Source organism: Bacillus sp. NMCC4, assembly GCF_002998555.1.
Lineage (GTDB): Bacteria > Bacillota > Bacilli > Bacillales > Bacillaceae > Bacillus.
This window is the reverse complement of record NZ_PVRA01000006.1, coordinates 55219-76725: the sequence shown is the minus strand read 5'-3', so window position 1 is coordinate 76725 and position 21507 is coordinate 55219. Positions and strand designations below refer to the sequence as shown.

Sequence of the window (21507 nt, the reverse complement as noted above, 5' to 3'; positions counted from 1 at the left end):
CATCCTCCTTAACCTTTGATTTCTTCAAATGTGTTAACGTTCTTGTGTGTACCAAATGTCTGGAAGACGTGCTTTTGATAAAGTGGATACACGGTTTGACGAGCAAGTTCATTGATAATTACACTGTTTCGGTAAGCGCCAAGCCCTAAATCCGGAGCGCCAACCCCATGTGTATGAAGCTCAGCATTTTGCACAAAAATATCATTTTCACCCATTGTATTTGTTTTTAAACGATATTCACGTTCGACCTGGAATCGTCCTTGATCGTCCCATTGAATATGATGAGAAATTGGGTTGATAAACGGCGGCAGTACCGATTGATAGCCAGTCGCCAGCACAACAATATCGGTCTCATGGGTAAAGGTGTCCTCTTTGACCCATTGCATGCATGAAAGGGACAAGCCGTCCGCTGTTTCCTCAATCAAGTTGACCTCTGTCATTGCTTGAAGCACTGTGTTCAACTGCTCTCCGCAGGCAGAACGTTCATAAAGCAAATGGTAAATATCACGGATCATTGCAGAGCTGATGCCTTTATACAGCAAGTCTTGCTGCTTTAACAAAGCATCCTTTTTTGTTTGGGGAAGCTCATAAAAGAAATCAATATAATCTGGAGAGAAATATTCAAGACCAAGGTTTGAATATTCCATTGGGAAAAATCCTTTAGAGCGTGTGAACCAGTGAATATCCTTTGCCTCATCATCTGATAAAATATCATAAAACACTTCTGCCGCACTTTGGCCAGAGCCGATAACTGTCACAGATTTCCCTTTAAAACAGCCTTCTTTCTTTCGTTTTAAATAGTCAGCAGAGTGAAAAACTTTCTCTCCTAAAGCTGGCTGGAGCGATGCTGGTATCGCCGGCTGTGTACCAATTCCTAAGACGAGATGCTTACTTTCAAATACCTCTACGGTTTGATCATTCACATGACGGACATGCACTTCATATCGCTTTTCTCCTGCTTTCTCAATCAATGAGACAGATTCGACGTTCATGCCAAATCGGCAAGAGTCTAACTGATCTGCGACCCAGCGGCAATAATGGCTATATTCCTTGCGCGGGATATGAAAATCCTCTAGAAAGTAAAATGAATACAAACGGTTTTGCTCCTGCAAATAGTTAAGAAAGCTATATTTGTTTTTCACATCTGCCATGCTGACAAGGTCCGCTAAAAAGGGGACTTGCAGTGTCGTCCCTTCAATGAGCATACCTGGGTGCCAATGAAAGGCTTCACTTCTTTCAAAAAACAAAGCGTCGATTTCATTTACCTCTTCAGATAATGCGGCCAGTCCCAGGTTAAACGGACCAATGCCGATTCCAATTACATCCACTACATTATTTTGCTTGTTGAACCGCGTCATGGTTATACTTCCTTTCGAATCGTTCTCGATCACAAAACATCAAAAGACCTGTTTTATCGGGTAAATTGACTGGTTTTACACGTTCAAATCCGCATTTTTCAAATACATGGATCATTTTTTCATTGCGAATATCCGGCTCAGCGACGATTTTTTCTGTTCGTTTGTTCTGCTCAAATTGAAAGGCTGTCATTGCCTGAAGCAGCGGGGCCGCAAATCCTTTCCCCACATAATCCGGCTCCCCTATTAATAGATGGATTCCTTGATCATGCGGAGAAGGCTGATAGTAGGATTCAATGACGTCACCTTTGACGTTGTATGCCTCAAAATAACTCATTGGCGTCCCATCAATTGTTCCTAAATAAAGAGTTTGATGCGGATCATGAATCGCCTGATAAAAATGCTTTTCAAAAGCAGGAAACGGAATATTCAAATGCCAAAATGGGTGAACATACTCTTCTTGCATCCACTTGTGGACAAGCCGGACATCCCTTTCATATTCAGCGCGAATAAACCTAATACGATGCCTCATCCAATCAGCGCCTCCTTATGTAAAAAGAGCGGATTCAAGACAGCTGTGTAACGAGACTGTGTTTCCAGAGATCCTGTCAGCTCATCCATATCTTCAAACCGTGTCAGCAAATTCGCTTTTGAAGGCAGCTCCTTTGAGCGGAGAAGGCTGTTTGTCAGTTCAGATGCCCCGTATGTTTCCTCATGAGCGAGCAATGTGTCTCTCACGAGTGCCAGCAAGTCTTCTTCCTTTGCCAGTCCTTCTGTGCCAAAGCCGTTAATGAGACCAAATAAATGATTAAAGAAGAAATAATAACGCAGTCTCTCAACGGCTACATCATCTGCACAAATGGTTTCACTTCTCACGCTCAAGTTTTGGACAAGGTTTGCGAGTTTATCCTTTTTCGATTCACTATAATAGTAGCCTTGGTTGTCACGATAATAGAAGGTGTCCGGGTAACCAGCCTTCATTTGCACAACAGCATTTTGCTGATGGGCTTCCAGTGCAAGACCATATGTTTCAAACAGCCAGAGCATCGGTTCTAACGAAATGGTTAAATATTGCTTAAACCAATCTTGGCTCACAGCATCTGTTGATCGGCCTTCTGCGTCTGCAAGGTCATGAATGATCCCTGCTAATCGCGATTTTCCACCATACGCATGATCCTGACATAATCCAGCAATTAAGCTTGCCCCTTTTTCACGATGCAAAAATGGATTTTGACGAATGACTACTTCAAAGCCAGATTCCGCCTCTTCTCCTTGAATGGATAAATAGGCAGGATCTTCAATGACCCGGAATCCAGAGAATTTATCGTATAAAGAAATGCCTAATTCTGTTTTTAAAATGCGAGACATCTCAACTCCGCGATCCAGTTCCTTTTGTTTATTGACACGTAAGGAGTTTGTAATTTTCACAGGAACAGAGAATTTGAGCATGTAAGCAGAATCTTTTTGATAGACAGTTCTAAAGGATGAGGTCGCTGTGTATTCAGACCCCAGCGGTCCTAAATAAGTCAGTTTCCCTTCCTCTATATAACGCTGGACGAACGCTTTCTCCATGACCACTTTGACTTGCAGCGGGTGAATCGGAATGAGCACATATTCTCCGTTTTCTGTTAACGTATTCAGTCTCTCTGTTTCTTCTGGTACCTGGCGCAAGAGCTCTTCTAACATGAGGCTTGCCGCAGACTGTGCAATAGACGAATCCTGAAGCACAATCGAATGGTGCGCTTTAAAGTAATGAAGCTGGAAAGCCCCTTTCAGCTCAGGAGAATAGACCGCTTCTTCCTCCTCCGTCATCCCTTGTCTGCTTTTTGGAGTGGGATGCGTTAAATGTCCAAGAAGAAGTGACTGCTCAGCCTCGATATACTCAAAATCGGCTTCAGAAAGAGCTGCTCGATCACTTTCTCGCTCCTTTAAGAATCGTTCAATATTTCGGCAGCTTAAAATGATGCGAAGCATGAATTCATCCTCTGCATCTGTGCGGCCATATTCAATGAGAAGCTCCTTTGAACATAGAGCAACAAGTGTCGTGTAATCGGCGATTGCGCCCTCTTGTTCACTGCCTTGCGGACGGAAGCGAATCGGAAAATCAAAGAGATGGCGGCCAACAGATGAAACATATCGGATCGGAATCACAAGCTCTAGATCTTGCTTTGCTAGTTTTGCGATGAATACAAGCGAGCCATCTGCTCTCGTCTCTTTTTTTGCAGATCGATCGATTCCTGTTTCACGTAAAAAACAGTTTAAAAAGCTTTGCATAGTTGCATTTTCAGCCATTTGTTTATATTGACTCAACGTAGTACCCTCCCGAATTGAATATGAGCGATCCCGATATCAACGATGTCAGAAAGGATTTCCTCAATATGTGTGATTGTCGTTCTCGGATTTAACAAAGTGAATTTTAAGCATGTTCGGCCATCAACCACTGTTTTCGCAATGACAGCAGTTCCCGTTTTGAACAATGTCCGATGAATGATTTTATTGATGTCATCTGTTCGGTGCTCATCCTTAAATCGGAACACAATCGCATTGATTTCTGGCTCAGGATTGATTACTTCAAGGTGATCATTTCTCTCAATAAGCGCGGCCACATCCTTCGTAAAATGAATGGTATGGTCAATGATGTCACCAAATCCTTCTTCTCCAATTAGACGAAGAGAGAGAAGTAACTTCAGAGCATCAAACCGGCGCGTCGTTTGGATAGATTTATTGACGAGATGTAGAATACCATCTAGTTCATCTTCCTTTGGATTAAGATAATCTGCATGATAATCGATCAAACCAAAATGTCTTTTATCCTTCAGCAAAAATGCCCCGCAAGAAATCGGCTGATAAAATTGCTTATGAAAGTCGATCGTGATTGAATCAGCAAGCTCCATACCGGCTAATTTACTTCGGTAGGTTTCGCTTAATACAAGTGCTCCGCCGTAGGCAGCATCTGCGTGAATCCACAGACCGTCTGGTTTGACGATGTCATACACATCTCGAACCGGGTCAATACTTCCAAAATCAGTTGTCCCGCAAGTCGCTACTACCGCAAAAGGAAGCAGGTTCTGATCCTTTAATTCAACCATCTTCTTTTTCAAATCATTGAGGTCCATTCGGTGATGCTCATCCGTCTCGACCAGTACAACAGCCTGCTCCCCTAAACCGAGCTGGGATGCAGATTTTTTCACCGTAAAATGAGCATTTTTAGAGCAAAGAATTCTCATGCGGTGAGCTTCACTTGGTAAGCCTTTCTGCTGAACATTCCACTGCCATGTGTTTTCACAAAAGGCATCTCTCGCCAGAAGCAGCCCCATATAGTTAGATTGGGTTCCACCGCTTGTAAATGTCCCATCTGCTAAGCCGCCATAAGAAAACTTTGCACATAGCCACTTGAGGATTTCCTCCTCAACCAAAGAAGCAATACCGCTTTGATCAAAGGAATCCATTGATTGGTTAAAGGAACTCACCATCACCTCTGCGGCAAGTGCAGGAATGAGCGGCGGACAATGCAGATGTGCCAAGCATTTAGGATGCGATACATCAATCAAATGCGGCAAAAGATGTTCTTTTATATCTTGAAAGACAGATTCAATTGATTCTCCAAACGGTTGAAATCGGAATAACGATTCGACACTAGCCGCTAATTTCCCAGGCAATATTCCGCTGTATGGTCCTGTGTCTTTTTGCCATTGCTCCAGTAAGCTGTCGATAGATGTATGAAGAGCCGCTTGGAAGGACTCTCTTCCAAGCTGGCTTTGATTCATAAATAATGAATCCACAGAAGCTTTAGTTGATTGCATCGTACACGGCCTCTTTAAAAATAGCGATGACTTTTTCAAGCTGTTCTTCTGTCATAATGAGTGGCGGCAGGAATCGAATCACACTTCCGAAACGGCCTCCTGTCTCCACAATTAAGCCTTTATCGAAGCAATTCTTTTGAATAAGACTGGCCAGCTCTGGATTCGCTGGATAGCTTCCGTCCACATCCTGTTTCTCATTTGGATTGACTACTTCAACGCCAATCATTAAACCTCTTCCTCGAACATCACCGAGAGCAGGTACTTGTTTTTGAATGTCTTTTAGGTGAGCCTGCATACGATTTCCTAACTGTTCTACATGATCAAGCAGGTTGGTTTCTTTTATAAATTTAAGCGTAGCGGTTCCTGCAGCCATCGCCATTTGATTCCCTCTAAATGTCCCGATGTGTGCACCTGGATTCCATTGATCTAAATCTTTATCATAAATCACAACTGAAAGCGGCAGGCTTCCACCAATGGCTTTTGACAGCACAATGACGTCAGGTACAATTCCTGCATGTTCAAAGGCAAACATCTTACCTGTTCGGCCGATGCCTGATTGAACCTCATCAATAATGAGCGGAATCCCTTTTTCTTTTGTGATTCTTCTCATTTCCTTCATCCATTCAATAGATGCTGGAATGGAGCCTCCCTCGCCCTGCACTGCTTCAAAGATCATACCTGCTGGCGGAAGAATACCACTTTCAGGATCATTTAATACGCGCTCAATATACGAACTTGAAATGCGGTGCGAATCCTTCCCTCCAATTCCAAATGGGCAGCGATATTCATATGGGTAAGGCATAAAATGAACATCAGGTATTAACCCTTGCACTCTTTCCTTTGGAGATAAATTCCCGCTTAATGACATCGTGCCATGTGTCGCACCGTGATACGCACCGTGGAATGAAAGAATGGAACGATTACCTGTCGCTGTCTTGACTAATTTAATAGCTGCTTCTATGGCGTCACCACCAGTTGGCCCACAAAATTGAATTTTGGCTCTCTTTGCAAACTCTTCTGGCAAGTGAGAAAAAATTTCATTCACAAACTCTTCTTTAATTTCTGAGGTTATGTCCAACGTATGCAACGGTCTTTTTTCATGAAGCATACGTTCAATAGCTTCTATCACAACTGGATGATTGTGACCAAGTGCAAGTGTTCCTGCGCCTGCCAGGCAGTCATAAAACTCTCTGCCATCCGCATCTGTCACGATCATACCCTCGGCTTTTTGCATGGCTAATGGGAACCGTCTCGGGTAAGACCTTGCATTCGATTCTCTTTGACTTTGCTGCTCTAAAAATTGCTGATTTTTAGAAACGGTTTTGATGGACATAATAAAACACTCCTCCAATTGATAAAGATTATCATTTTCATTTACTAGCCTAGAGGATGTGAGATATGAAAGTCAATTGTATTCAAAAAGATGATTCGAAAAGCATATGAATGCTATATTCTCTTTTTAGCGAGTAATTTCGTGTCATTTTGACAAACCTCTACTGCTATAAGGTAAATAAACGCGTGAGACGGAATGATGTAGAAAAAAATTACAAATCATTCTTCCTGGTTCTTTTGTTCTATTCATGACAAAGCACTTATTTTATACAGGTAAGTGGATGAAAGTGATGTAGAAAAAGAAAGAAAGAAACGTCATTCTATATTGATATAAATGGTTATAATGGTATAATTTCTCTGAAACAAAAGGGATTGGAGAGGGATCTGATGATTGTAACAAAGCATGATCTTCACCACTATTTAGCTCAGGACAAGAAAGCATTAGCCATTAAGCGCAAAAGACCTAAGTGGTTTGGGGATGATATATGGAAATATCAAAGGATTTTACGAAAATATGAATACTATTCTAATAGCGGCGCTACACTTCGCAAATGGTTTTATCGCTATTTACATAAAAAGAAAGGCATGCAGCTTGGCTTTGATATTCCGATTGGTGTCTTCGGCCCTGGCCTTAGAATCAATCATACGGGTCTCTTAATTGTGAACAAGCATGCAAAAATTGGGGCATTTTGTGATATTCATCAAGGGGTGAATATTGGTCAGAACCATCATGAAAAGGATGTGCCAACCATTGGGGATCATGTATGGATTGGCCCTGGTGCTAAGCTGTTTGGGGACATCTATATTGCAAATCATATTTCAATCGGAGCAAATGCTGTTGTAAACCGTTCTTTTCACGAGGAGAAGATTGTTATTGCAGGTGTGCCTGCGCAAAAGGTAAAAGAAAAAAGCCCTTCTTCATGAAGGACTCACCTGATAAAAAAGAATGATACCGATCAAAACAGAGATGAGCAGCATGAGATAAAACAAGATCGTTAAAATGAGAATGGTCCAGCCAAGTCCCTTCCTCTCTGTCTTGATCAAATAAATACCGAGAACGATGGTACTAAATAGGACACCTAAAATGGCCCACAGCCATTTGTCTTTATCATGCTTTGGCGCATCAAACCATAAATAAATGGCAACAGCAAGTGAAACGAATAACCCCGTAATTCTCACGTTCAAACTCCTCCTTATGTAAATTACATGTTCTCTATTATGCTTTTTAGCCCCCCTTCTTCTTCAGTTTATTCAAACATTCGATCCTTTTGTCCTAAAACGATTCATCATTGTTAAGTAGCATGTCGCGGGAGGCTTTTCCATTCCTCTCTCAGCATCCCATAGCGCATCGAATCATAATATTCTCCTTGATAGTAACGGACCTTTCGCAGTCTCCCCTCAAGGACAAATCCGCATTTCTCTGCGCACCGCATCATCCGTTCATTTCCCGACCATGTGGTAAGACCAATTCGAGGGATATCAATGTGTGTAAATAACTCATCAGTCCATAGACTTAACGCCTTTGTCCCAACGCCACCGCTCCAAAAGCGCGAGTCATAAATGAGAATGCCGCATTCAAGCCACCGTGTACGTTCATTCTCCCAATAATATGACACGGTGCCTTTGATTTCGCCGTCTATTTCAATGCCATATAGCTTTGGCGGAATGGATGTGTCCTGTAAGTATCGTTTTTTAAATGCAGCAAGCGGGATTTCGTGTTCATAAAAATATGGGGCATTCCACTTTCGATAGGACTGATCTGGTGCTTTGAATTTTAAATGCCATACCATCTCTAAATCGGCTTCGTTTAATGCTTGTATGCTCACATGCTCTTCCTTTTCCCTTTTCATCTGTTCACGTTCCTTTACTTTGTCGTTCTTTTTGCTAGATGACGGTACTCGATAGGCGTCATGCCTTCGTTTTGCCGAAACAGTTTAGAAAAATAAGTAGGGTCGTCAATGCCTACGTGATCAGCAATAGCTGCGATTTTATCATTCGTTGAGGCAAGCATGCTTTTGGCTTTTTCGACCTTGAGACGATTGATGTATTGGTTTGGCGTCAGTCCATATACCGTCTGCATGCACCTTGTCATGTAATCAGGATGATAATGCAGCTTCTCTGCAAGCTCTTCCATTTGTAGTTTCTTCATAAAGTGACGCTCAAGATAATGAACCACTTCTGAGGCGACATTCTCCTTTGCACTTGGAATATGAAATGCTTCTTTTTGTAAATGAATGAGCATTTCCTCAAACTGAAGCTGCTTTTTCAGCGGCAGTTCAGACGCGTCATCATTTAGTGCACGCATTGCTGAAAGATGTTTTTCGAACACATTTCTTCCTTTCACTTTTCCTATACGAGGCAGGCTAAATTCATATGTTGCCGGCTTTTCAAAGGTGGCTTGATTTTGTTTCATATCAAACCAGTGTTCTCTCAGCCGATTCGTCAACTCAAATGGATCAATTGAAAAATGCAGCCACTCATAGTGAGTTTCTTCTTCGCATGGCAGGTGTCCCCCATGAGACAAGCCAGGTGAGAGAATGATATATTCTCCTTCTTTTACGTGATGAGCCTCTCTGTCTTCTGTGATCCATAGTTCCCCCTTTGTGACATAAAGAAGATCAAACACAGTGAAGGTTCTAGAGATATGTCTTTCTCCTTGATGAAATACACCTTTGCCTGAAGCAATATAAACCGGGAACGGCGGTACAGTAAATGTAATAAATCGATTCATATTCATCCCCTTATGAAGTCGGATTTCTCCAATAAGTTTCGGTTTCATCTCTTCTTATTATAGTCGATGCAAGGTACACTATAAATCGGATTTATACGAAAGGAGGTTGATTGATGAAACCTCAATCACTGCCAATTCAAAAGGTTCAAGCTAGGGGTAAGAAAACCCATCCTTCATTATTTGCATTAACTTGGCCTATTTTTATTGAAATCTCTTTATATATGCTCATGGGAAGCGCGGATACCCTCATGCTCAGTCAATATTCCGATAATAGTGTTGCCGCAGTTGGTGTAAGCAACCAGCTCCTGAATTTATTGATTGTCATGTTCAGTTTCATTACAACTGGAACGACGATTGTGATTGCGCAGCTTTTAGGAGCTAGCCGCAGGCAGGAAGCGACTCAAGTCGCCTATGTCTCACTAGGAACCAACTTCTTGATTAGCTTTGTCATTAGTCTTCTCATGTTTGTATTAGCTGTTCCCATTTTACACCTGATGGGCCTATCAAGTGAGCTCATGCCGGATGCGGCGGTATTTTTACAAATTGTCGGACTGCTTTCTTTTATTCAAGCGCTCATTATGACGTATAGTGCTATTTTAAAAAGCTACGGATATACAAGAGATACGATGTATGTCACCATCGGAATGAACTTGCTAAACGTTGCCGGTAACTATCTGGTCATTTTCGGTCCGTTTGGCTTCCCCGTATTAGGTGTGATGGGGGTCGCTTTTTCTACCTCACTTGCTCGGTTGATCGGATTAATGGCAATGATCCTCATTGTACGCCGCCGAATTGGATTACGCTTTTCACTGAAGAAGATGTTTCACATCCAGCGGACACATTTAAAAAAGCTTCTGAAAATCGGGATTCCTTCTGCTGGAGAGCAGCTTTCTTATAACGGCTCTCAAATGATCATTACACTGTTTATTACGTTTATGGGGACGCAGGCATTAGCAGCAAAGGTCTATACTCAAAATTTAATGATGTTCATTATGCTATTTGGTGCAGCCATTAGCCAAGGGACACAAATTTTAATCGGGCGCCATATTGGGGCGAAGGAATTCGATGCTGCCTATCACAGATGCATGAAAAGCTTATACTGGGCCATTGGCATCTCCCTTCTTTCTTCCACTGCTTTATCTTTATCATCGACGCATTTGCTTGCTTTCTTCACTAGCAACAGCGAGATCATTCAAATCGCCGCCACACTCCTCCTATTGACAATTATTTTGGAACCTGGCCGTTCTTTTAATATGGTCATTATTAATTCCTTGCGGGCTGCTGGTGACGCGAAGTTTCCAGTGTATATGGCGATGATTTCAATGTGGGGCATTGGGCTTCCGATCGCTTACTTTTTAGGCATTCAGCTTGAGATGGGTCTCATTGGAGTTTGGATTTCTTTTATCGTGGATGAATGGGTAAGAGGCATCTTTATGTATAGGCGGTGGCGTTCAAGGGTATGGACAGAGTATCGCTTTTCTTCCACATAAAAAGGACTGCGGGTGCAGTCCTTTTTTACGTAATATCTTCTAAAGTAAGTGCTTTTTCCTGATTTGAAATAAATAATCGCTGTGTAAACACGCGGTATTCATTTTCTCTTGTTTTATCTAAAATGGCTTTATAAAAGTGAGCAGCTGCTTTCACTGGTATACGTGAATAAAGCGGGAATTCATGAAGATGGTCAAAAAACTCCTCGTAGTATGCCTCTGCCTCAAAGGCAATGTACTCCCATACGTGCTGAAATGCTTGATTGACAATGCCTTCTTGCAATTCTTGCTCTGTATATCCGAATTGATCCATGACTTGCTTTGGCAAATAAATGCGGTCTCTTTCAGCCTTATCCTCGCCGATGTCACGAAGGATGTTGGTCAGCTGCAAGCCAATCCCTAATGAAATCGCTGCTTCTTTCAGCTGCTCTTTTTTACGCGGTGCAATAATGGGAAGCAGCATGAGTCCAACGGTACTAGCCACATGGTAGGAATAGATGAGCAGTTCATCTAACGTTTCATACCGGTGCTGCTCTAAATCCATCTCCTGACCTTGGAGCAAGTCACGGAACGGGGCTTCATCCATACGAAACTCTTGAAATGTATGTTCTAGCGCTACCCACATCGGATCATTCCGATCTACCTCACCATGTAAAAATCGATCAAACGTCTCTCGAAAGGAGGCAAGCTCCTCTTTTGGTGAGGGGGACTCATCTACAATATCATCTGCTCTCCGGCAAAAGGAATACACAGCCCAGACGGCCTGTCTTTTCTTTTTAGGCAGCATGGAAAAGGCACGGTAAAACGTTTTGGAATGGGTTTGAATGGTCTCCTCACACAATTTCAATGCTGTTTGTACATCAACCACTTAGTTTCACTTCCTTTCTGTCATTCAAATCTTTTAACAGCACAGAAGCCATCAGCTTCGCACTTTGCATCACGATCGGCACCCCGCCGCCAGGATGGATGGAAGCACCTACCGCATAAAGATTGCCCGTCTCAGCTACCTTCACTTGCGGGCGGAAGACACCTGATTGAAACAAGTTAGGCGCAAGTCCAAAGCTGCCGCCTTCAAACAATCCTTCTCGCAAGGAATCATTTGGTGTTCTGATTTTTTTCCAGACAATCGACTCTCGCAATCTTGGAAAGCCTCTTTTCTCAAGACGATCGACCATTTTCTCTACAAAATCCGTCTCCTCTTCCCAGTTGATATGATCTCCTGAGGGAACGGGAATCAGCATATATAAAACACTACAGCCTTCCGGGGCAAGAGATGGATCAATAATCGATGGATTAAACGTATAAAACGACGGATCTTGAGGGATCGTCTTCGTTTGAAAAACCTCTTTCATATGCTGATCAAAGTGTTCGCCCATAAAAAATTGGTGAACAGGCGCATCATGGTACATCTTGTTTAACCCTAGATACACCATCACACAGCCAGAAGACGGCACGTATTTACGCCGATCTTGTTCGTCTAAACCAAGCTGTTTTAACGCAGCTGGATAATCTCCGTTGATCACAAATGCATCAGCTGCTATACGGTCGTCACTGACTTTTGCTCTAACCACGCGTTTCCCCTCAAACTCTAGCTCCGTGACTTCTTCATTTTTTCTTACATGCACACCCATTTTTATGAGCTGCCTCTCCAGTATATCTACTAAGCTCGCATAGCCGCCTTTTAAATAGTAGATTCCATGTGCGTGCTCACTATATGAAACGAGCGAATAAATAGCAGATGCTTCATACGGGTTCCCTCCGACATAGAGGGTTTGCAGTGCGTATGCATCTCGCAGGCGTTCGTCTGAGAAATACTTTTTCAGAGCACTTTGAACCGTTCGATACGCCTTTAATTTCATTAAAATCTTCATGTTTGCTTTTGTAAAAAATGTACGTTTTTCATGAAATGATTTCTCTAGAAAGGCTTGCTGCCCTTCTTGAAAACGGTCTGTCATTTCTTCCATAAACCTTAGAAATCCTTGATCTTCCTTTGGAAATACACGTCTGATTTCCTCTAGCTGACGAAATGCATCAGAGTACTTCGTGTAGGAGGTTCCATCTTGATATTGAATCGTATACAGCGGATCAAGCTGCAAAAGATCAAGAGATGCTTCGTCCATTCCAACCTCATGTAAAATACCTTTTAACATATCAGGAAGTAGGACAATGGTCGGACCTTCATCTACTTTATATCCTTTCTCACGTACAAAAGCAAGTCTTCCGCCAAGTCGCTCATTTTTTTCGACAAGCGTGACATCATGTCCAGCTTTTTTTAAATAAAGTGCTGAGATCATCCCGCCAATCCCGCCACCTGCAATCAATATATGTTTTTTCATGAGGCACTCCCCTTTTCTTGGTGCGGCAATGTTTTGTGCGTATGTTTCTCTTTTGAAAGAATCGCATTTGTCGTGATACGTGCTGATTCTAAAATGGTCGGCAGCCCGCTTCCTGGGTGCGTCCCTCCTCCTACGAGCCAGCAATGGTCCAATTCATCAAATTCATTGTGCGGCCTTAGGACCATCATCTGCGTCAGCTGGTGGCCAAGGTTAAATGTAGCTCCTTCGTATACGTAAAGGTCTTCCTCCCATCGCTTCGGTGTGATCATCCGTTCGACTTCTATATGCTGTCTCACATTCTTAAAACCGGTTTTTCGCTCAAGTGTGTCCAGCACAAGTTCTCTAAATTCATCTTGATGCGCTTCCCAGTCAATACCGCTTTGATTGTTGGCAACAGGTGCCAGCACATAAAGAGCTGACTTTCCTTTTGGCGCAAGCGAGTCATCTGTGACACTTGCATTTTGAATATAAATAGAAGGATCATCTGGCAGCTCATACGTTTTCGTTATGCCTTTGACAAATTGAGCATAATCATCGGAAAATACGATGGTATGATGCGGCTCCTCATACATGGTATCTAATCCTAAATAAAGCATAAAGGTGGAGCATGAGAATTTTTTCTTTTTTAATTTTTTCTCGCTATATTTCTTTAAAAGTCCTGGCTCTACAAGCTTTGTCATCACATGTGCAAAGTCTCCATTTACGACAACCTCATCTGCCTGTATTTCTTCCCCAGATTCTAAGCGAATGCCTTTTACTTTCCTGCCTTCCGTCAGCAATTTTTCGACGCCAGCTGACAGATGAATCGTCGCTCCAGCTTCAACCGCTGCTTTTGCCATCGCTTCTGACAGCTGATTGACCCCGCCCTTCGGATGGAAAACACCTGTGTCATGTTCCATAAACGATAGAATGGAGAAAGCACCAGGGCACTCCCACGGTGACATGCCTAAATACTTTGATTGAAATGTAAACGCATATTTCACTGATTCATTTGAGAAATAATCTGACAGCACATCATATAAACTCTTATTCAATGAAAGCTGCGGAAGTGCTTTGAGCACCTTTGGACGCAAATAGTGATGAAAACGATCCATTTTACTTTGTAAAATAGGTGTAAGCTGATCCATTTTGCGCTTTGTATCGTTCATAAATCGTAAATACCCTTCGCCCTCACCAGGTGCAAAGGCTTCTAACCGTCTATACATTTCATCACGATCTCGAATCATATCTAGCTGATCGTCTTGAAAAATCAATCTATACATTTCTTTTAATTCGATCACATCAATATAGTCATAAAGATTTTTACCAGCAAAGGTGAACAACTCCTCTGCAATATGAATCATGCTGAGAAAGGTAGGACCCGTATCAAACGTGAAATCACCGAGTTGAAACTTAGAGTTACGTCCGCCAACAAAGGGCTGTTTTTCGTATACCTGAACATCATGTCCTTTGCTTTGAAGCATCATAGCTGCCGCAAGTCCCCCTGGTCCTGCTCCGATCACAATGATTTTCATTATCCTTTTTCCTCCAAATTAATTCACTTTAAGTTAATTATACAAATTAGAAAGATTAGATCAACTTTTGATGTGCTCTATTCGTCTCATGCTATGTATTAAAAAAGCCGGCTTCCCTTCAACAAATGTAAGAAAGCCGACCCTTTATTACGCTTCTATATCAATTCGATACGTTTCAAACCAATGATGAATCTGCGCCAGATGAGCGATTAACTGCGGGCCCTTCATGAGCTGGCCATACCAAGGCACTTGAAAGGAGGCTCCTTCCGTTTCAATCAGCTGGTTTAATTGATGTGCATCTAGAAATTCGTGAAGGACAGAATCTTTTTGCGCAAGGCAATCTGTTAACATCTCTTTCACAGCCTGGGTATAGGCTGGATGATGTGTTTTCGGATAAGGACTCTTCTTGCGATAAAGTACTTCATTCGGTAAAATTCCCTCTAATGCTTTTCGTAAAACCCCTTTTTCACGATTTCCATGCATTTTCATTTCCCAAGGAATATTCCACACATATTCGACAAGGCGATGGTCTGCAAATGGCACTCGTACCTCAAGACTCGCCCCCATACTCATTCGGTCTTTTCGATCTAGCAGCGTTGTCATAAACCAGACCATATTTAAGTAAAAAAGTTCTCTCCGGGCTTTATCCACTCCAGTTTCTCCATCTAAAAGAGGCGTTTCAGCCACGGTTTCTTCATATTTGCTTTGTGCATATTCTCTTAGTGACAGCTTCTTTTGCCACGAATCTTGTAAGAGCTGCGTTCTAGCTTCCGTCGATCTCATCCAAGGAAAACCATTCGTTTCATTTGCCGCATGGAACCAAGGATAACCTCCAAAAATTTCATCCGCACATTCACCTGACAAACCGACAACAAAGTCCTTTTTAATTTCTCGACAGAACCAAAGCAAAGAAGAATCAATATCTGCCATACCCGGTAAGTCTCGGACCTCAACCGCTTCCTTCAAATAAGCAGCCAGCTCCTTTTGTCCAATGACGCAGCTGTGATGATTCGTTTGAAACGCCTTGGTCATGCGGTCAATCCATGGACCGTCAGCATTCGGCTGGAATTGACTTGCTTCAAAGAATTGATCATTTCCTTCGTAGTCAACCGAATACGTATGAAGCGGTGCTTTCCCTATTTTCTCAAAGTGCTTAGCGGCAATGGCGGTAATGGCACTCGAATCGACGCCACCCGATAAAAATGTACAAACAGGCACATCAGAAACGAGCTGTCTTGTGACGGCATCTGTAAAGAGATGCTTGACGTGCTGGGCGGTGTCATCAAGTGAGTCCGTATGCGCCTTGCTTTTGACATTCCAGTATCTCCACACACGCAGTCCGTCTTTTGAAAAAGTCAAAGCATGAGCAGGTCTCAGCTCTTTTACCCCTTTAAACACTCCTTGCCCTGGTGTTCTAGACGGTCCTAAACCAAAGATCTCCGATAATCCTTCATGATCGACTTTTGCTTTCATATCAGGGTGAGCAAGTAGCGCTTTGATTTCCGAACCAAATAAAAAGGAATGATGACGTTCTGTATAGAAAAATGGCTTGACGCCGAGCCGGTCTCTCCCTGCAAATAATAATTCACGCTCACTATCCCAGATCACAAATGCAAAAATACCATTAAAATGGGTCACACACTCTTCCTTCCATTCTGTGTAGGCGTGAAGAAGAACCTCTGTATCAGAATGTCCAAGAAAGCGGTGGCCCCTTTTTAACAATTCTTTTCTTATATCTTCTGTGTTATAGAGCTCTCCATTGTATACAACGGTATAAGCATGGTTTTGATGTGTATATGTCATCGGCTGTTTTCCGCCTTCTACATCTACAACCGCTAACCTTTTATGCCCAAATAGAACGTGCTCACTTTTCCACGTATTTGTATCGTCTGGCCCTCTTTTAGATAATGTATCTGTCATTTGATTGATTACATGATCCTGTTGGATGAGCTGCTTTTTAAAGTCTGCCCAGCCTGTTATTCCACACATCATCATCAGCTCCCATCCGTTTTTCCTCAAGTGTTCTCATTCAGCCTTTCTTAGTTTATGCATCGTCTCCTTGATAGTTGATTTGTCCTTTTTTTCTCGGGCGTATAGGACAAGCATGATTTGGTAAGAAAAGAAAGAGGAAAGGAGCTTTTGCAAATGGAAAAACGAATGAAGCAGCTTGAACGCTGCAGTCGAAGATGGTGCAGCGGGTATTTACTGATTGAAAACGGGTATTGTCTGATTGAAGATGAAGAAGGAGACATCATGCTGCCAGAAAGTCTTCAAAGCACGATGATCTGTTTGAAGGAAAATGGCAGGTGGACAAAAGGGGAACTGCTCGGGTCCATGATACTTCATGAAAGTGGGCAGCTAGTAGAAGTACAAGGCGGTGAAGTGATTCAATATACGGCATCACTTGCCAAAGGATGGCTTGACCTCCTGATGTTCGTTCCTGAAAACGTTTTTTATGAAATCATTGCACAGGTAGAGCAGCTTGGTTTTTCCGTCTACGATTGTGTTTTCTCCTCCTTTCATTCTTTTCAACGAGTTTCTTTCTTTCAGTTTTCGACAGATTCACAATCACTTGCCCTTCAATGTCACCATGACTCCGCCGCAGGTCAAATTCGTTTTGAATGGACCACTTCTGACGGTCACCGGTCGGTTTCACAGTTTGATGGCATATAAAAAGGACACTGCTTCGTATAAGCAATGCCCTTTTTATGTTAAAAGATATGGAAACCGATCGGCAGACGTAAACCGAGAAGAATGGTCACAATGGCGAATACGATAAAACCAATCAATACACCAGTCACCGATTTTCCTTTTTTCTTGCGTACAAGAACCATTTCCATGAAGCCGATCACAAGGATACCGAGAATCATTTTACCGATATACTCGCCACCGAAACCTGGAATTTTCATTCCTGTGCGAACATACAGCTCTACGCCTGTTGCGATAATGATCAAGTACAATAGTCTGACAATCATGTGCACAATTTTAGCACCTTTGTCATTTTTACCTGCTAGAGCAAAGGCAACGAAGAATAAAATAATCCCTAGCACCCATGCTGTAATATGTAAATGCGTTCCCATCTGTTATTTCCCCCTTTATCAGAACAATTACCTTCTCATCGTACCACGAAATAAGTCGAACACAAAGCGACAATCCTGTGTCATCGCACTCTTTATTTGACGCGATTCGATAGCGTTCCAATCGGCTCAATCGTGATGTCAATTCGATCCCCTGAAGCTAAGAACTTAGGCGGTTCAAAGCCTTTGCCAACCCCAGAAGGTGTTCCCGTTGCAATGATGTCACCAGCTTCTAGTGTCATCCCTTTTGAAAGAGTAGAAACAATATTCTCGATGGAGAAAATCATTAATTCTGTACTGGCAGACTGGCGAACCTCTCCGTTTACCTTTGTTTCCACATGGAGCGCACCATGATCCTCGACCACTGACTTATGCACAATATAAGGTCCTATCGGGCAGGTTGTATCTAAGCTTTTACCTATGAAAAATTGTTTGTGTTTTTTCTGCAAATCTCTTGCCGTTACGTCATTTAAAATGGTGTAACCGAATAGATAATCACGGACCTCTTCAGGTGGAATACTCTTCCCTGATTTGCCCATCACGATCGCAAGCTCCCCTTCATAGTCCAGCTCACTGGTCACATCTTCATGAAGGAGAATATCCGCTTCATGTCCAACGACTGAAGTAGGTGCCTTTGTAAAGATCATCACATCTTTAGGAATATCCGCTGCACTTCCCATCTCCATGACATGATCTTGATAATTCTTTCCAACACACATGATGTTTTTAGCTGGCTTTGGAATCGGCGCATGGAGTTTCACTTCCGAAAGCGGATATACATAAGAACCGCGGTCTTCTTCTTTTTTCTCAGCCCAGTCAAGGAGCTGTTTGACATGCACAACAAACTTGTCCCCCATATTAATACATTCAGCTAAAGAGTTTGGCAGTGTCTCAAGCTCAAATAATTTGGCTTCTGCCTTTTTGACGTCCATGACCCATTCATCATCAATCACTACCCCAATAAACATTCTGCTATGTATCTCACCTGTAAAAAACTTCATGTCTTCCCCTCACAATCTTCATTTCGCTAAGTGATGATGTCTCATTTTATTTCTCTATGAAATAAAAAAAACCCTTTTTTATCATACTCTCTTTTAAAAAGGGTTTCAAAAAAGATGATCTGATGTTTAGCGGTAGCGGCGATACTCCCACATGTTCCCTTGGTCCCATTTGCGATCAACATTTCCTCTGCTGTGGGAATGATGCTTTTTCTTTCCACATCTTTTGCAAGAGCGGCTGCGTTTATGGTGATGAGATCGTTTAGATCGATGGCAGCTTCTATGGTGATGAGATCGTTTAGATCGATGGCTGCGATGTGACTTGCGGCAGCTTTTCTTATGATGGGATCTGTGTTTGCTGCGGCATGATTTTTTCGGTTCACTCTTTTTACTTCTGCAAGATTTCTTGCTTTTGCACGACTTTTTACTTTTGCATGGTTTCTCACTTTTCACGCTTTTCTTTGAACAGCGACTTTTTTTCGAACGATAGCTCTTACAGCTTTTTTTACTGCGGTGTGATTTACGGCATCCGCCTCCACCAAAGAACCAATGACGGCGTTTTGAATGGCGAGAACGTGCTGACTTGTGCGATCGTCTCGATTCTGGTTCACGATCTAAGTGATGATCACGTCCTTCACTTCGAAGTGAATCCACTGCATGTTCAATATGTGAATGATCAAATGTGCTCACGAACGATTCCCCTCCCAGTCTATACTTTGACAAAACAAACAGATCAAGCTGTTTATCTTCTCTGCTTTATGTTACGAGACTTGGTAGACAAGTGTTCTTGGCGGATGCCCCTTTCTTTTAAAACTCCATGAATACCTAACAAACGGGTACAGGACATTCCTTCATTTTCATATCGTAAAGAAGAGCATAGGAGGATGATGAACGCATGACCACAGAACCTTTAAAGCAAATGGATATTTGGATTCATCCAAAGGACCTGATTGAATTAAGAAAAGACATATGGAACGACGAACCTGTTGAGGCCATTTTGAAAACCGGCCAGATCAAATCACATATTTATGCTTCATACCGCGGGTCTCACATTAGAAAGCTGAAAAAAAAGTCCTATCAAATTGAATATCGTAAGCCAAAGCAAAGACAAGGCGAATCTATCTTTCATTTAAATGCAGAGTACAATGACCCTTCGTTTATCCGAAACAGGCTGTCCTTTTATTTCTTCGAGCAGATAGGGGTGCTAAGCCCTGCTGCTTCTCATGTGTTTCTCACTATAAATGGTAGAAAAGAAGGCATTTATTTAAAAATAGAATCCGTCGATGAGCACTTTTTTCAGAAAAGGCAGCTTTCAGGAGGCGGCATTTATTATGCAGTCGATGACGATGCCAACTTCTCCCTTTTGAGTTCGTTTGATAAAAAGCCCAAAAAACACCTTCTCCTCGGGTACGAGAAAAAAACGGGGACTTCTCAACACGATCAGCAGCTGAGTGAATTTATTTACTTTCTCAACACAGCGAAAGATGACATATTTGCAGAAAAAATTGAGCAATACCTAGATGTAACACAGTATTTCCGCTGGCTCATTGGTGTCGTGTGCACACAAAACTTTGACGGCTTTGTCCATAACTACGCTCTTTATGTGAATGAACAAGGAAAATTTCAAGTACTTCCTTGGGATTATGATGCGACATGGGGCCGTGACATTCATGGAGAAGAAATGGCATTTGATTATATTCCAGTAAACGGCTTTAATACTTTAACTGCTAGGTTACTAGATATCCCTTCATTTAAGAGAGCCTATTACACGCTTTTTCAGCATGTACTCGATACACATTTTTTAGAAGACCGGCTTTGTCCAATCATCGAGAAATGGCATGCCTCTATCGAGAACCGAATTGGAGATGATCCTTATACGAGAGATCGAAAAGACATCCTACAATCAGAACGAGAGGTCATCCGGCAGTATATCAACAAAAGACGACGTTATTTACAGGCTGAAATAAGAAAAGAGATATATGGCACGTAAGGACGCTTTCGAATTTTGTCACTTTATTACTCATATTGACGAAACAGCTTTTTTTATAGAAAAATAGGGTATACTAACCATATCCTTCTATTATATAAAAAATGTGAGAGTTGGCGTCCGTTATGATCAATTATGAAATTGAACAAAAAAGATTACATTTAATTGAGACAGCAAAAAAATTCGGGATGAATGCCGAAGAAACCATCAGGTGCAGTCAAGAGCTTGATACACTCTTAAATAAAGGCATCAAATACACCTCGAATGAATGCTCTAAAAAAGGGTAAACCATACACCTAATTCCTCTCATCAAAAGCTTTCAAAAAGACAATCACACATTAAAAGACCCATCATAAGCTATGGTGAAACGCCCAAAAACAAAGTGCCTTATTTTTATAAAGGATGTGCACCGCTATGCCGGCTATTGTTGGAGCCTTTAAAGTAAATGCCGTCGGAACGAGCGGAGTCGTTCATGTTGGAGACTGCATCACCATTTCTCCAAATAGTCAGGTTAAAACGTTTGCTGGCGCAGGCAGTTTTAACACTGGTGATCAATTGCGCATTAGCAACTATAAAAGTGTGACAAATACGTACGACAGTGATGTCATTGATCAACCGCTTGTTGGTAACTTGTAAGGAGTGAGAATCCGTTGAACTTCTATATTAATCAAGCGATACAAATTAATTATTTGCGTGTAGAGTCTGTCAGTAACTCCTCTGTGCTGCAAATTGGGAGCGCTGGTTCAATTAAAGCTCTTTCTAATCTGTATAACACGGGCAGCTACGTAGAAGCAGCACCTGCCGCAGCAGGTACACAAGGAATTGAAGAATCCCAAGGCGCAATCACAACACCTTTTGTACCGCTTCAGTCACCAACAACTTAAGTT

At 42.1% G+C, this 21507-nt stretch carries 22 protein-coding genes and 1 pseudogene; 7 read left to right on the top strand and 16 right to left on the bottom strand.

The window, feature by feature from the left end; translation table 11 throughout:
• Window positions 1–8: 8 nt before the first annotated feature.
• The 5 genes from C6Y02_RS13480 to C6Y02_RS13460 are packed head-to-tail and all read right to left on the bottom strand — an operon-like array spanning window position 9 to window position 6491.
• The gene (locus C6Y02_RS13480) at window positions 9–1358 is read right to left on the bottom strand and encodes a lysine N(6)-hydroxylase/L-ornithine N(5)-oxygenase family protein (RefSeq protein WP_060595974.1); all 1350 of its coding nucleotides are present in this window, start codon (window positions 1356–1358) and stop codon (window positions 9–11) included.
• Window positions 1333–1887 (bottom strand): GNAT family N-acetyltransferase, encoded by a 555-nt coding sequence (locus C6Y02_RS13475; RefSeq protein WP_060595973.1) that lies wholly within the window; start codon window positions 1885–1887, stop codon window positions 1333–1335. The genes C6Y02_RS13480 and C6Y02_RS13475 overlap by 26 nt, the downstream gene beginning before the upstream one ends.
• On the bottom strand, window positions 1884–3665 hold the full coding sequence (locus C6Y02_RS13470) for an IucA/IucC family protein (RefSeq protein ID WP_106031487.1): 1782 nt from the start codon (window positions 3663–3665) through the stop codon (window positions 1884–1886). Before C6Y02_RS13470 ends, C6Y02_RS13475 begins: the two co-directional genes overlap by 4 nt.
• Window positions 3662–5158: a pyridoxal phosphate-dependent decarboxylase family protein gene (locus C6Y02_RS13465; RefSeq protein WP_106031486.1), complete on the bottom strand. Its 1497-nt coding sequence runs from the start codon at window positions 5156–5158 to the stop codon at window positions 3662–3664. The genes C6Y02_RS13470 and C6Y02_RS13465 overlap by 4 nt, the downstream gene beginning before the upstream one ends.
• Window positions 5145–6491 (bottom strand): aspartate aminotransferase family protein, encoded by a 1347-nt coding sequence (locus C6Y02_RS13460; RefSeq protein WP_034663402.1) that lies wholly within the window; start codon window positions 6489–6491, stop codon window positions 5145–5147. The genes C6Y02_RS13465 and C6Y02_RS13460 overlap by 14 nt, the downstream gene beginning before the upstream one ends.
• A gap of 386 nt (window positions 6492–6877) precedes the next feature.
• On the opposite strand from C6Y02_RS13460, the gene C6Y02_RS13455 reads away from it, so the two are divergent.
• Window positions 6878–7414: a serine O-acetyltransferase gene (locus C6Y02_RS13455; RefSeq protein WP_066031057.1), complete on the top strand. Its 537-nt coding sequence runs from the start codon at window positions 6878–6880 to the stop codon at window positions 7412–7414.
• Here C6Y02_RS13455 and C6Y02_RS13450 read toward each other — a convergent pair.
• From C6Y02_RS13450 to C6Y02_RS13440, 3 genes are all read right to left on the bottom strand, one after another.
• Window positions 7409–7669 carry a hypothetical protein gene (locus C6Y02_RS13450; protein ID WP_081311424.1) on the bottom strand — a complete coding sequence of 87 codons (261 nt, stop codon included), beginning with the start codon at window positions 7667–7669 and terminating at the stop codon, window positions 7409–7411. The two genes, C6Y02_RS13455 and C6Y02_RS13450, sit on opposite strands and share 6 nt — an antisense overlap.
• 113 nt (window positions 7670–7782) lie before the next feature.
• Entirely contained in the window at window positions 7783–8340 is a 558-nt protein-coding gene (locus C6Y02_RS13445) for a GNAT family N-acetyltransferase (protein ID WP_106031485.1), read from the bottom strand.
• 14 nt (window positions 8341–8354) lie between these two features.
• Window positions 8355–9221, bottom strand: a complete 867-nt coding sequence (locus C6Y02_RS13440) for an AraC family transcriptional regulator (RefSeq protein WP_060595967.1) — start codon at window positions 9219–9221, stop codon at window positions 8355–8357.
• Window positions 9222–9334: 113 nt separating this feature from the next.
• Here C6Y02_RS13440 and C6Y02_RS13435 point away from each other — a divergent pair, with 113 nt between their 5' ends.
• Window positions 9335–10711 carry an MATE family efflux transporter gene (locus C6Y02_RS13435; RefSeq protein WP_060595966.1) on the top strand — a complete coding sequence of 459 codons (1377 nt, stop codon included), beginning with the start codon at window positions 9335–9337 and terminating at the stop codon, window positions 10709–10711.
• Window positions 10712–10736: 25 nt separating this feature from the next.
• Here the strand turns inward: C6Y02_RS13435 and C6Y02_RS13430 are convergent, their stop codons facing one another.
• The 4 genes from C6Y02_RS13430 to asnB all read right to left on the bottom strand — a co-directional run bounded on the left by C6Y02_RS13430 (window position 10737) and on the right by asnB (window position 16547).
• The gene (locus C6Y02_RS13430) at window positions 10737–11576 is read right to left on the bottom strand and encodes a phytoene/squalene synthase family protein (protein ID WP_106031484.1); all 840 of its coding nucleotides are present in this window, start codon (window positions 11574–11576) and stop codon (window positions 10737–10739) included.
• Window positions 11569–13044, bottom strand: a complete 1476-nt coding sequence (locus tag C6Y02_RS13425; protein WP_106031483.1) for a phytoene desaturase family protein — start codon at window positions 13042–13044, stop codon at window positions 11569–11571. Before C6Y02_RS13425 ends, C6Y02_RS13430 begins: the two co-directional genes overlap by 8 nt.
• The gene (locus C6Y02_RS13420; protein WP_106031482.1) at window positions 13041–14558 is read right to left on the bottom strand and encodes a phytoene desaturase family protein; all 1518 of its coding nucleotides are present in this window, start codon (window positions 14556–14558) and stop codon (window positions 13041–13043) included. The genes C6Y02_RS13425 and C6Y02_RS13420 overlap by 4 nt, the downstream gene beginning before the upstream one ends.
• A gap of 147 nt (window positions 14559–14705) precedes the next feature.
• Window positions 14706–16547, bottom strand: coding sequence for an asparagine synthase (glutamine-hydrolyzing) (gene asnB, locus C6Y02_RS13415; RefSeq protein WP_034663432.1), 1842 nt, complete (start codon window positions 16545–16547; stop codon window positions 14706–14708).
• A gap of 156 nt (window positions 16548–16703) precedes the next feature.
• Between asnB and C6Y02_RS13410 the strand changes: the two genes are divergently transcribed.
• A complete protein-coding gene (locus tag C6Y02_RS13410; protein ID WP_106031481.1) occupies window positions 16704–17231 on the top strand; it encodes a DUF2777 family protein in 528 nt (175 codons plus the stop codon).
• Window positions 17232–17269: 38 nt separating this feature from the next.
• Here the strand turns inward: C6Y02_RS13410 and C6Y02_RS13405 are convergent, their stop codons facing one another.
• The 4 genes and pseudogenes from C6Y02_RS13405 to C6Y02_RS19800 all read right to left on the bottom strand — a co-directional run.
• Entirely contained in the window at window positions 17270–17638 is a 369-nt protein-coding gene (locus tag C6Y02_RS13405; protein WP_034663442.1) for a YisL family protein, read from the bottom strand.
• A gap of 92 nt (window positions 17639–17730) precedes the next feature.
• A complete protein-coding gene (locus tag C6Y02_RS13400; RefSeq protein WP_106031480.1) occupies window positions 17731–18636 on the bottom strand; it encodes a fumarylacetoacetate hydrolase family protein in 906 nt (301 codons plus the stop codon).
• 41 nt (window positions 18637–18677) lie between these two features.
• The gene (locus C6Y02_RS19805) at window positions 18678–19016 is read right to left on the bottom strand and encodes a hypothetical protein (RefSeq protein WP_189318264.1); all 339 of its coding nucleotides are present in this window, start codon (window positions 19014–19016) and stop codon (window positions 18678–18680) included.
• Window positions 19017–19248: 232 nt separating this feature from the next.
• Window positions 19249–19323, bottom strand: a pseudogene (locus C6Y02_RS19800) (CotG/ExsB N-terminal domain-containing protein); the annotation flags it as partial.
• A 205-nt stretch (window positions 19324–19528) separates the two neighbouring features.
• On the opposite strand from C6Y02_RS19800, the gene C6Y02_RS13390 reads away from it, so the two are divergent.
• The 4 genes from C6Y02_RS13390 (at window position 19529) to C6Y02_RS13375 (ending at window position 21504) form a co-directional block, all read left to right on the top strand.
• Complete coding sequence (locus C6Y02_RS13390) at window positions 19529–20623, top strand: CotH kinase family protein (RefSeq protein ID WP_106031478.1); 1095 nt, start codon at window positions 19529–19531, stop codon at window positions 20621–20623.
• A 122-nt stretch (window positions 20624–20745) separates the two neighbouring features.
• A complete protein-coding gene (locus C6Y02_RS13385) occupies window positions 20746–20907 on the top strand; it encodes an aspartyl-phosphate phosphatase Spo0E family protein (RefSeq protein ID WP_012009503.1) in 162 nt (53 codons plus the stop codon).
• A gap of 127 nt (window positions 20908–21034) precedes the next feature.
• Window positions 21035–21256 (top strand): spore germination protein, encoded by a 222-nt coding sequence (locus C6Y02_RS13380; protein ID WP_003211745.1) that lies wholly within the window; start codon window positions 21035–21037, stop codon window positions 21254–21256.
• Window positions 21257–21270: 14 nt separating this feature from the next.
• A complete protein-coding gene (locus C6Y02_RS13375; protein WP_060595958.1) occupies window positions 21271–21504 on the top strand; it encodes a spore germination protein GerPB in 234 nt (77 codons plus the stop codon).
• Window positions 21505–21507 lie beyond the last annotated feature (3 nt).